Origin of the sequence: Sphingobacterium sp. UBA7038, from assembly GCF_002494055.1 — a bacterium.
GTDB lineage: Bacteria > Bacteroidota > Bacteroidia > Sphingobacteriales > Sphingobacteriaceae > Sphingobacterium > Sphingobacterium multivorum.
Genome location: NZ_DLAV01000025.1, coordinates 214,369 through 226,652, shown reverse-complemented (window position 1 = coordinate 226,652; position 12,284 = coordinate 214,369). Strand labels below are relative to the sequence as shown.

The 12,284-nt window shown below is 39.4% G+C and carries 10 protein-coding genes; 4 read left to right on the top strand and 6 right to left on the bottom strand.

Annotated elements, in window-relative coordinates:
* From B3H30_RS17795 to B3H30_RS17785, 3 genes are all read right to left on the bottom strand, one after another.
* Positions 1 to 850 (bottom strand): DUF3825 domain-containing protein (locus tag B3H30_RS17795; protein ID WP_286834747.1); only part of this gene is annotated, 850 nt, incomplete at its 3' end.
* A 9-nt stretch (positions 851 to 859) separates the two neighbouring features.
* On the bottom strand, positions 860 to 1,561 hold the full coding sequence (locus tag B3H30_RS17790; RefSeq protein ID WP_286834746.1) for an FRG domain-containing protein: 702 nt from the start codon (positions 1,559 to 1,561) through the stop codon (positions 860 to 862).
* Positions 1,562 to 1,897: 336 nt separating this feature from the next.
* On the bottom strand, positions 1,898 to 2,533 hold the full coding sequence (locus B3H30_RS17785) for a hypothetical protein (protein ID WP_286834745.1): 636 nt from the start codon (positions 2,531 to 2,533) through the stop codon (positions 1,898 to 1,900).
* 995 nt (positions 2,534 to 3,528) lie between these two features.
* Between B3H30_RS17785 and B3H30_RS17780 the strand changes: the two genes are divergently transcribed.
* Genes B3H30_RS17780 through B3H30_RS17765 form a run of 4 tightly spaced genes read left to right on the top strand, consistent with a single transcriptional unit; the run spans position 3,529 to position 10,030 of the window.
* Entirely contained in the window at positions 3,529 to 3,903 is a 375-nt protein-coding gene (locus tag B3H30_RS17780) for a hypothetical protein (protein WP_286777253.1), read from the top strand.
* A gap of 16 nt (positions 3,904 to 3,919) precedes the next feature.
* Positions 3,920 to 7,429, top strand: coding sequence for a SusC/RagA family TonB-linked outer membrane protein (locus B3H30_RS17775; RefSeq protein ID WP_286834744.1), 3,510 nt, complete (start codon positions 3,920 to 3,922; stop codon positions 7,427 to 7,429).
* Between the two features lie 29 nt (positions 7,430 to 7,458).
* Positions 7,459 to 8,808 carry a RagB/SusD family nutrient uptake outer membrane protein gene (locus tag B3H30_RS17770; protein WP_286834743.1) on the top strand — a complete coding sequence of 450 codons (1,350 nt, stop codon included), beginning with the start codon at positions 7,459 to 7,461 and terminating at the stop codon, positions 8,806 to 8,808.
* Position 8,809: 1 nt separating this feature from the next.
* Positions 8,810 to 10,030: a TlpA family protein disulfide reductase gene (locus tag B3H30_RS17765; RefSeq protein WP_286777256.1), complete on the top strand. Its 1,221-nt coding sequence runs from the start codon at positions 8,810 to 8,812 to the stop codon at positions 10,028 to 10,030.
* Positions 10,031 to 10,079: 49 nt separating this feature from the next.
* On the opposite strand, the gene B3H30_RS17760 is transcribed toward B3H30_RS17765, so the two are convergent.
* The 3 genes from B3H30_RS17760 to B3H30_RS17750 all read right to left on the bottom strand — a co-directional run bounded on the left by B3H30_RS17760 (position 10,080) and on the right by B3H30_RS17750 (position 12,251).
* The gene (locus B3H30_RS17760; RefSeq protein WP_209580628.1) at positions 10,080 to 10,292 is read right to left on the bottom strand and encodes a hypothetical protein; all 213 of its coding nucleotides are present in this window, start codon (positions 10,290 to 10,292) and stop codon (positions 10,080 to 10,082) included.
* A gap of 495 nt (positions 10,293 to 10,787) precedes the next feature.
* Positions 10,788 to 11,798, bottom strand: coding sequence for a helix-turn-helix domain-containing protein (locus B3H30_RS17755; RefSeq protein WP_286777257.1), 1,011 nt, complete (start codon positions 11,796 to 11,798; stop codon positions 10,788 to 10,790).
* Between the two features lie 51 nt (positions 11,799 to 11,849).
* Positions 11,850 to 12,251: a hypothetical protein gene (locus B3H30_RS17750; RefSeq protein WP_286777258.1), complete on the bottom strand. Its 402-nt coding sequence runs from the start codon at positions 12,249 to 12,251 to the stop codon at positions 11,850 to 11,852.
* Positions 12,252 to 12,284 lie beyond the last annotated feature (33 nt).

The window sequence follows — 12,284 nt, the reverse complement described above, 5'->3', positions numbered from 1 at the left end:
AGCAAATAGGGAGTATCATAGTAGACATATTAGTAATGTCTTTTAATAGAAAGTTACTAGGTTTATTTTCCTCTAAGAAATCAATAGGTAATCTCTTAACGTTGTCAAGAATTATATGATTCCAGTTCAGTTGCGGTTCTTGAGCATTTGAATCATAAATAAGTTCACTAGGATCTGAAAAATAATGAGCTCTTTCTGGCAGTGGATTAAATTGGCTTACGAGTTTTTTTCCTAGATTACCAACACCTGAAATACAAAACCCACAAAAATACCACTCTTGTCTGCCTTCATTTCTGTTTTTCTCAAATAGAGCATATATTGGTTCATATAAATTATTAACTAATCCAGTATTAAAAGCTGCATAATCTTGATTGGTTTTAATTTTGTTTTTTTCTTTTAGAAGTCTAAAAAATGTATAGATGAGATATTTAGATAATATTGGGTACGGAATAGATGGATTTTGTTGCTTGTAATACCATCGTTCCTTAAGAGCCATGTTTTTCAAATCGGTCACTACCTTACTAAAATCGCCCATCCACGCCCATTCCATTAAGGTTGTTACTTTTTTAACCTTCTGCTTTCTTTTAATTATAGTTCCTACCTTATTTCCGTTAGCTTTTTTCCGCGCATATAATATAGGAACCCTAAAAGAGTCTTTATCTTTTTTTAACTCTATCTCATTTTCAAAAACTTCAATTAAATCTTTTAGTTTTAAATATCCTAACGCCTTATAGTTTAGTCCCTTTCTACTTAGCGGGGCACCTAGTGTTGCTAAATCGGCCCAACCGTCAAGAGATTTGTTGGAGTCAATAACCGATAAAAGAATTTCAAGTATTTTTTTCTCTTCCATTGATATAGTTTATATATTAAATTCCCAATTTATATTTTTACAAAAACCTGTTATATCTGGAAAAAGTGATTGATGGTTTATTCCAAAAGTATTTAGATTTTTAAGAATATCTTTCTTTTGTTTACCGGGTATTATTACCTCAAGTAAGTTATCTTTTATTTCTCTGTTAGTTTTTAAATCGACGAATCTTTTAGCTTTAGAAGAATATTTATGAACACTAAACCATCCTGATTGTGCTACAATTCTGTTATTATTTAGATCGGGTTTTAAAATTCGCGTTTTAGAACGATTAAAGGGAGACTCTTTCAATCTTTCTTCAAGTATAAATTCATTAGCATCTGTTAATATATAAACAGATGCATCGAGGGTTATTTGATACTCATTTGAACATGCAAACCAGAGGGCAGTTAAAGGATTTGAAGACCAATCTAATAGTCTTGTTTTCATTCCAAAATGCTGAGCATAAACCAACCACTCCCAATCATCAAATAGATTTCTCTCTGCAATCAATTTGGAACGTCTTTTAAGTTCCGCTAACATTTGAACTTCCATCTCTGTGGTATCGGAAGAAGGATCTTTCCTTGCTACACTTGGAATTAATGGAAGATTTACTCCTTGACCCCTGTAGAGAATTAAATTAGTATTGTTTTTTCCAATATTTTCAATTGACGTCAGATATTCGAAAAAATTGTTCACTCTTATAGTTTTCATATTGTTTAATAAAGATCGAAACACTCAGAATTCATTTTATTATTTTAAATACTTAATAAGATTGATGAAAATCTTTTCGGTTTGGTTTTACTCCTTTCTAAAAAATCATTATTTACATCCACAATGACATTTGCTTTCTGTTCATCTAATGTATAGATAGTTTTTCCCTTCAATGGCATGATCACCTTATTCCAATTTTTATCAAAGCTTATATTCATAAGTAGCGCCCTCAATTTCATTCTTTGTCATTATTCTCAATTAATTTGCTTTGAATTCTCATAGTAAAACATCACCATCTCCTTTACCTCCGTAAATTGTAGGGCGTTTTTTAGTTGTTTATTTCTTTTGTTTTTCAATTAAAGGCTCGAACAGTGCTAAGTCAACTTTTTTTAAAGCTTTATCAATAGTTTCTGTAGGGATTGGTCCATTTAATGTGTAATACACTTCTCCATGGTAGCGTTTGTCAGTTATATTAGGGTTTTTCTTATATTTTTTTGTATTAGTGACCAATCCTTTCAATAGCCCGCTTGTCCAATCAATAGATGTTAATTTGTTTAGAGGAGATGGTAAATGAGGTAATATATCTGAATTGGCAAACGACTTTTTGCAATTATAATATTTAAGGTATATAATAACATAAGCGGCAAGGCTAAATTTTTCCTTTAAGGAATCTTTTGGACTCGTCAGATTTGGTAATTGATTGTTTAAAAACTCTTGCAACTCTTTGGGGATAGTTTCTTTAGTTACTAAAACACAATCTTTGTCGAGAAAATATTCAATGTCTTTTCCAAAAAGATTAGAAATTCGCTTAGCTAGATCTAAAGAAATAGTTTTATTAAGTTGACTCTCTATTCCGCTATAAACTAAATTATATTTTTGAAGCAAGATATCCATTACTGCCTCAGTAATTTTAAGCGATACCCTTAACTCTTTAATATTTGATATAAATATTTTGCTAAAGTATTTATCCATAAAAATATCGTTTCTTATTTTATTGTATTTTTGTTTTAAAAAATGGAATCGATTGTTTATCTTTGTTTAATAGATGCGACAAATAGGGTAGAGAGATAAAACTTTACCTAAACGATGTCCTCTCGTTTTGGAAAAACGGTCAAATTTGCCCACGAGAGTCACCGTAAGGTCGCCCGTTAATGCTGGATTATTATATCTTTGTAGATAAAACCCAGTAGGGCGTGCCTTATGTCAGACTTTCTAGGGGCAACCCGAAAAACTCGAGTAGTTTTTTGGTAAGGTTTACTTGACCGTTTTCCTCAACTAGAAAGCATTAAGGTTCGCCCTATTGGTTTTCAACCAATAAGCCCTTCCTCAAGCTTTCTGAGTTCATCGTTTAATAACCAAAATGAATGATTATGAAACGAACAAAAAGCACCCACCAAAAAACCACAGTTTACCTCCAGGAGGTAAGCCATCGGTTTGCACACACTATTCCCCTAAAGAACGCTATCCGCGCGCCTGAATAGTTTATTAAATCATTAAAAACCGAAATAGGAGAGGGCTGCTATCGCCAATTTGTAATGTGCCGATAGGATACAAATAAGTACTCCCTTATTCAAGGTTTTCCGATCTGTCTGTTTTTACAACATTCCCTTTAGATCAGGTTAATAATAAATTTAGTTGCTTTATTCAAGCGTCAACAACTTAAAATTAGCATTTAAAATTTATTGTTCCAAACAAATCAAAGGAATTTAAGAATAGTTTTCTATTGCTTACAGATCGGTTTTTTATCTTTCCCGACAGGAAGCGCCATAATGTCCCCCTAACCAATGCTTTGTAACTGCCTCGCGGCGCTTTGCGGGATTTTGTTAATTCTTAATTTGTGAAACCTGCAAGGATCTAAAATTCCCTGCAATGACACCTCTTTGGAATGCAATTTTTTTGCAATGGGGGAAGCTACGTCCAATTAAAAAGAATAGGACATAGCTAAGTCATCTTTATTGAACCTATAAATGAACCAAAAATATTCAAATGTGCTAGCGCTAGAGCTAGCCATATATCAAGTACACGATCAGAACTATGATCCTACGGATAAGATCGCTGATTTTTGGAAAAAGTATGATATCCGTACCATCCAGAATACCATTTCTTTACTACTTAAAAAGTCAGCAGACCGCTGGCCTAATGAAAATCTAATAGAACTCTGCCAAAAGCAGGTGTTCGGCTTCGACCTATTAGCTGTACTGATCGCTTACTTCCATGTGCATAAAGACTATGTAGACATGAGCAAATTAGATTTTTCAGACGCAGAAACAACAGGTTTTAGTTTGGATGAGCTGGAGATCACCAAACGGATCCATGAGTTTTTTGGACGAATAGCAGACTAACCTTAACAATAAGTAGATGAAACACAGGTCAAAATGGATGTCTGCCTTATTGGATAAGGTAGCATATCTGGCAGCTATAAAAGATGCCGCAAATAATAATTTTAAAAAAATACCATTTACTTGGGGTAAAAAGCACCCCTTCGATTGTTTAGTATATAGCTTGAGGCAGATGATATCGGCATGTCCCCCTGTGTCGATGCCAAAGAGTGTAAAGGGAATGATACAGTTTTTGCTGAATCTATACTTTTTAGTTTTCAATGTCATTATTTGTCTTTCAAAGGCATTGAAGAACAAACAAGCCCTATTTATGCTGGCTTGTTTGTTTCATATGTTTAGTTTATCAGCTCAGACGCCCCGCAAGGACAGCGGGGCGGAAGGGTTGTTATCCATCAGCGGTACTGTCGTATCATCCAGTGACGGAAAACCCATCCAAGGGGTGTCCATCCAAGTGCAAGGTGAAAAGGGTAGGGCTTCGTCAAAAAATGACGGCTCCTTTACGTTACACGTCTCCAATCCTAAAGGCACAGTTGAATTCTCCCACATGGGTTTCAGGCGATTAGAACTTCCTTATGTTGCTGGGGTATCGTTGCAAGTAAAATTGATACCGATAGAGAATCAATTGGACGAGGTGGAAGTAGTTTCTACGGGTTACCAAAAGATTCCGAAAGAGAGGGCAACGGGGAGTTTTGAAGTAATCGGAAAACAACAGCTCAATATCAGTAAAAGTACCAACATTATAAATCGGCTTGAAGGCTTGTCGCCCGCACTCCGTTTTGAAAAAAGGGTGGAGGGACTGTCCCCCTTGCAACAGTTATCTGTCCGAACAACTTCTACCTACTATGGGTACTATAACCCACTGGTTATATTGGATAACTTTCCTTACGAGGGTGATATCGCAAATATAAACCCCACCGATATTGAGTCGGTAACCATCCTTAAAGATGCTGCGGCGGCCTCCATCTGGGGAACGCGAGCAGGAAATGGAGTGATCGTTTTGACTTCAAAGAGAGGAACTAAAGATGGAAAACTAAAATTGTCAGTCCAGATAGCAAGCCAGTTGGGTGAAAAGCCGGATATCTATAAAAAACCTTACATGTCCAGTTCATCTTTTATGGAGATGGAAGAGCTGTTATTTAAAAATAAGTTTTTCGACTGGCAGATCACTTCTTTGGATCGGAGTATTACGCCAATGGTTGTGTTAATGGACAAGCTACGCAAAGGCGAGATCGATCAAGTAACCTATGATCGTCAGAAAGCTGAATGGAGTAAACAGGATGTGCGAAAAGACTATTTAAAGTACATCTATAGAAACAGCTATAACCAGCAATATGCAACCAATATAACCGGGGGCGGTGCTAACTATGATTTTCAGGCCAGTGTGGGATACGATAAAAACCGTAATAACATTCAAAATGGAGGTCTGGAAAGAGTTACTGCTCGGCTGGTGACAAACATACGCCCGGTCAAACAGTTGGAGATCGGCATGCAGCTGATGTATGGAAACTATGCCATCAAAGGGATGGGTACTGATTCCCAGCTTTCTTTTGGCTCCCTGTATTCTGGGGCGGGACGTAGTTTTTATCCTTATCTCAGGTTGGTCGACGATGACGGAAAGGCTATTGATCTGGAGACGGTTACGATCCGCAAATCGTACATCGATACGCTTGCGGGTGGAAGGCTTATGCCAGCCCACTATAATATCTTCAATGAAATTGCCAGCAGCGAAAATAAAAATAGTACCGAAGATGTCACGCTCAATTTAAGTGCGAACTGGAAATTGACACCTTTCATCAGCGCGAATATAGCCTATCAATTTCAGAAGTCAGCAAATAAAATAACCAACTGGCAGGGGATTGATTCTTATTTTACACAGCATTACATCAATATGTTTACGCAGTGGACGCCGACTACTATAACACGAAATGTGCCAATCGGTGATATCTTTTACCAAAACAATGGTATCATAAATTCACATTACCTAAGAGGAAATCTGGCTTGGGATCAATCATTCGATCGGGATCGACATAAAATCAATGCCATCGTTGGAGCTGAAATGAAGGATTTGAACAATCGGATGGACGGGCACAACCTCTATGGTTATGATCGCAATACATTGAGTTATGCACGTGTGAATTACCTGACCAATTTCCCTTTGCTGAATGGGATCATGGGATCAGGACAGATCATTGATGGCGTCAAATTTGACGAGCTGAATCAACGGTTCACGTCTTTCTTTGGTAATGCGACCTATACCTTTTTGGATCGGTATTTTCTGAGTGGAAGCATACGCAGGGATGCATCTAATCTATTTGGCGTGTCAACAAACAACAGGTGGCAACCGCTTTGGTCTGCTGGTTTAGCATGGGACATAACAAAGGAATCTTTTTATCATTTCGATGCGCTGTCTCGATTGAAAATCAGGGGTACCTATGGCTATAATGGCAATGCCAATAATTCTTACTCGGCCAATCCTATTATGGAATATAGCGGAACACATAGTATCACTTCGTACACTTATGCCTATATGGTCAATCCTTCCAATCCGGATTATAGGTCTGAAAAGGTTGGTGTTTTTAATCTCGGGCTTGATTTTGCTGCTCTCGGCAATCGTATTTCGGGAACTGTTGATTTTTATAAGAAAGATGGGCGGGATATCGTTGCCCGGGGGATGGTCGATCCAACAACAGGATTTGATTCACAGATCTTGAATGTGGCCCATTTTGCCGGACGCGGCATTGAAGCTAATCTACAGACCTTGAATATAAAAGGAAACAAATTCTCGTGGATTTCCAATCTGATATTCAATTATCAGCGGAATATTACTAAAAAATACAACTATAGGCCTGCGCGGGCAGATTCTTACCTTGACGCTGCCACATCACCAAATCCGGTGGAAGGCCGCGATCTATACGGACTGTATGCCTACCCATTTGCAGGACTGGATCCACAGACTGGTGAGCCCTTAGGTTGGATGAATGGCGAGAAGAGTAAAGAGTATACAAAATTTGCTTCTTCACCTGTGGAGACGCTTAAATTTATGGGATCAACGATTCCGCTATATTCGGGTTTTGTACGTAACACCTTTAACTACGGCCCTTGGTCTTTGAGTACAAATATTCAATACAAGTTTAAGTTCGTATTCAGAAGACCTACAATAAATTATTCGGCTTTAGCGAATTACTGGACCATGCATGAGGATTTTGACAATCGCTGGCGTCAGCCAGGGGACGAGCTGAATACCAATGTACCTGCTTTTATATATCCGTTAAATAACGCACGGGACAATTTTTATACGTTCTCGGACGCGGTTGTTGAGCGGGGAGATGCCATCCGCATAAAGGACATTAATGTGAATTATAATTTTAATGGACTGGGCAAAGGGAAAATCCGTGGTCAGGTATTTTTTAATATGGATAATATGAACTTGATCATCTGGAAGAAGACGGGGTATAATGTGGATTCCGATTATTACCGCTCCATACCAATCCCACGTACGTACACGCTGGGCGCAACACTGAACTTATAAATCGAATTGTTATCTAACACGAATTGAGAATGAAAAGATATCCTATTTTCTTTATCACAGCCCTACTGTTTGCCTTAGTTGGCTGTGATAAATTTTTAGACAAAAAAGCTGATCTTAAAATGGCTATTCCAGAATCTATTGAAGATGGAGAGGCCTTGATGGATAATTATAGCATGTTAAATCAAGGTTATCCCTATATCGGTGAATTGTGTAGCGACAATTTTCAGATGAGCTATGCAGACTGGTCTGCGATCACGATTGACGAGGATAGGGACCTGTTTGTATGGAATATACAGGCAGCCCCACCTGCTACGCAATGGTCTGCCTCTTATCGGGTGGTCTATAATGCTAATCAAGTACTTGCAATGATTGATAAATTGCCCAGCAATGATCGCTCGGAACAACTAAAAGGTAAAGCCTTATTTTTTAGGGCTTATGCGCATCTAGCCTTGGGTGAACTATTTGTGGATGTGCCCAGAGCGGATAAAAGCAATGCTGCAAAAATAGCTATTCCTTACCGTAAAACGCCGAATATTGAGGAGCATAGTCCGAGAGTGACCATTGGGGAATTCTATGAGCAGTTGCTAGCCGATTTACGGTCGGCTATCGAGCTACTGAAAGATAACAATGATAAGGCCTCCAGGCCTTCATACACAGCCAGTTTGGCTTTATTGGCAAGAGTATATCTTTATCTCCAAGATTATGAGCAGGCTGCCTATTATGCAGATAAATGTCTGCAACGAAATGCTTCTTTATTGGACTTTAACGTGCTGAACCAGTCGAGTAATACGCCGATTTCGAGATTTAATACGGAGGTGTTATTTCAGGCTATTTCAAGCGGGAGTGCGACTTATACCCGCACACGTTGGAAAGTGTCGGCAGAACTAATGGAAGTCTATCAGGCTAACGATCTGCGCAGGACAGTGTTTTTTATTAATAATAACGACGGTACCTATTCTTTCAAAGGAAATTATGACGGTGTTTTGAATCAGGCTCCTTTCAGTGGCTTGGCTGTAGACGAGATGTATCTGATCAGGGCTGAATCAAATGCTCGGCTAGGCAAGATTGCTTTGGCACGAAAGGATATCAACGATCTGTTAAGGTCGCGTTGGAAATCTGGTACGTATACAGATCGTACAGATAATGATCCGGTTACACTATTGGATTTTATCTTACAGGAAAGGAGAAAAGAACTGATTATGCGCCAGCGGCGCTGGCCAGATCTAAAAAGATTGAACCTAAAGGCCGAAACGGCTGTGACTTTAAAAAGATCGTGGACAGAAAAACTGGCAGAATTACGGCCGAATGCTCCTCAATATACTTTTTTGATACCATTTGCTGTACTCAACAATTCTATGCTTACTCAAACTGAACGATAAAATGAAAAAATTGATTAAAAATATGTGTGTTATAGCTTTGTTATTGCATACAATACATACTGCTTATTGTAGCACCTCTCAGACAGATACATTGACTACTGGAATGAAAATGCCCAATGTGGATATGGGGACTCTTGAAAATGGTGTTCCGTTAGGAAAGTTTTCACAACAGGCTGCGCGCCTCGTCATTCTTGACTTTATGAATTCGTCTTGTTCAAGTTGTATTGCCGCGCTGCCTAGGCTGTCTAAGGTTGCCAAAAAATTTGGAAAAGATATTCAGATTTATCCTGTGACCTATGAAGATCGCGGCCGGATGGCTAAAATGAGAAAGTTAAATGATATCATAGCTGCCACAGATTTGAACTTTATCGTTGAAGATAAGAATCTAAAGACGCTTTTTCCGCATCAGACCGTTTCTCATGTTGTATGGATTCTCGATGGTCTAGTGAAAGGAATTACTCATGTTGAATACTTGGATGAAAAGATGGTAAACACCATGCTCAAGGAGGGTAGACTTGATGTTCCTCAGAAAAATGATTTTAAAACTTTTGACTATTCTAAATCACTGAAGGATATGCATTATCCTCTCAGATCTTATGCTGCTCTGACTGGCTATATTCCAGATGCCGATACCAAGTTTGGTACGGATATTTCGTCTGATTCGAGCATTATACGGGAGTATATGATCAATGTGCCGATAATTTCGGCCTATATGCATGCTTATGGAAAAATTACGCGATTGCCATATATGAAAGCTGATCGGATCATAATAGAGTCGGCCCATCCGGAAAAATATAGTTATGCCTCCGATCGGGATGGCTACGAAGAAGATTGGTTATTAAAAAATGCGATCTCGTACGAATTTGAATTTACAGAGAGAAACTCAAAAGATAAACGGATGCGGAGTATTATTCAGGATCTCGACAATAGGTTACATGTAAAGACATCGATTGAAAAAAGAATGATTGATTGTTGGGTTATTATTGATGGCAAGGGCAAAAGTAAAAATATGCATGAGGTCGGCCAGTCCAAAAGAGATTTTGTATTTATGGCAGAGCTCAATAGGGTATATCCTGTCATTATGGACGAAAGTACATTGGAGAACAAAATTCCTGCAAGATCACATAAGTCTTTTGATGAATTAAGATCGTTACTGCGTGACGCAGGTTATGATCTCGTGAAGGAAAAGAGAGCAACAGAGGTTTTTGTATTGGTAGATTAAACAAATTAGGGTGCATGTTGTTATGCACCCTATTATTAAAATAGCATGTTTACGACTTTAATGTCACATGCGATGTATTCGTCCTGGTATTTAAAGCTTCGAGCATTTCGTTTCTCAAATCTTCTGTAATATCTGGTTTTCCCCCAACATTAGGAGCGTCGATAGTACAGATTTGATTATTGCCCGAACAACCAGGTGATCCTGCTGAATAACTGTCTGGATTACCAGGGTTACTTGGATCATTTAATTGAAATAGTGCCATTTTGCAAAATTTTAATTAGTCAAATCGTGTTCATTAATCAGATACACCCAAGATGTATCCGGTTTCACAGATTCTGCCGGGCTGACCGAAACACCGTACTGGGCCAGTCCTTTTTGAGTAATTGCTATACCGTACCGACACACGGGAATGTCGTAAACCGGCGTCCATGCCGGTCACGTACAGGGCCGGCACAGCAGCAGGTTGCTTGACGCAAAAGCTTTATCTTGGCCAAACCAGTATACGTTCCCTGCACCAGTTGTGAAGGCCATTGCCGATGCGGGGTTCTCAAATCCGCGGCAAATGGTTGCTCGTTTAAAGAATGCATCCTGAATCGTTCTGTACGTTGTATATGCTCTTGCTTGATCATACTTTTCTGTTTATAAATTCACCCAGTCCTAGGGGTATTTGGTTCACTGATTCAAAGCTAGATACAGCTGGGGCGCATAATTTGACACAAACCGTATCAGCATTTGACAAAACCCGCGAATCTACTTGCTAACTGCTGTCTTTTGGAAGGCGCATTTGATATTGGAACTTTTTTGGAGACAGTCCGCTCTCACTTTTGAAAAACCGGCTGAAACTTGAAATTTGGCCAAAGCCACATAAGTCTGACACAAGGTGTACGCGTAAATCCTGACAAAGTAAGTGTTTTGCCTTTTTTAGCAATTCTCGATTACGGTGTTGCAGTAGGGTTTCTCCATAGCGCTGCATATGGTATCTATTGAGCTGATCTTCTTGTATATGCAGGCTGTCAGCGATATCTTTTATCCATGTCATTTCCTCGGTTTCTGCAATGCGCTTACTGATCAGTTCCCTTGCCTGTTCGACCAAAAGATCTTGGTGGCTCAGCAACCCTGCGGCTTTCAATAGCTTATTTTTGCTCAAAAGGAGCAGATCCTGAATCGTATGGAGGATAATGCTTTTAGGGATCAGGGGCTTTTTATTGAGCTCTTCCGTAAGTTCGGAGAATATCCGTCGTGTTTGCTCCATAGCTGCAAAGTCAAGACTGACACGGTACTGTGCGAGTTTGCCTTTGTGTGCAGCAATCAGGCTGGCTAGATACTCAAAGCCAGGCACACCACCGATTTGCAGTAGGTCTAGTGGGAGAGTAAATCCTTGAATATGATATTTTCCGGGTTCAAATTTTAGCGCAATAGTCGTCTCAGGGGCATAAAAAAATGCGCCATGTTGGGGGCGGAAAATAAATTCGGCATTAACCTGCGGCTGGCTGTAATGGATCGACGCACGTCCGGCGACATGGTAGAGCAGATGGGTTTGTGGGCTGCATATTTCAAAGCGGATAGTTATTGGGCTGCTCACCTCCAGTTGGTAGCAATAGCTCGCCATATTTCCTGTCTCCAGATACTCCTCAAAGATGCTAATTTGTTGATTGCAAAGCAGTCGGGTTCGGCTACCGGGTAACCGTTGATGAAAGGATTTTGTGAGCGTACTCTTACTCACAAAATCCATTTCTGCTTCTACCAACTTGAATGATGCGGTTTGCATGTGGCTGTTGATTTTGGGGAATACTCCACGTTTGTTTCGGAGAAACGTGGATCAGCTTCCTGTCGCATTCCGGTAAACAATGCGGATAGAAAAATAACCTGTCGGCAACAAACTGTTTGCAACAGGTAGTTCACTGGATGAATTGTATCGTGAAAGGATAATATCCTTTGGTGTGTCTTCATCTTCATCGACCGAACTGCTGTTCTTTTGGAAGTCAACGGCCAGTCCGTTGTTCCAGCTGTCGGCAATCCCAATGCTAAGCTCGGTTTTGAGTGCCGTAGACATATTGTTCAGATATTGGACCTGGCTGAGGCGGAGATCAAAATAGGCCAGCATAAAGCCGACGAAGTCACTCGTAACAAAGTTGATCATCGCAAGACGATCGGCATGGAGTGTGGCCAATACAAACTGTTGCAGGTCGTTAACACCCGCTTGGTCAAATGTTCTTTTCATATTTTGCTATTTCGTAAAACCACAAATAAATCG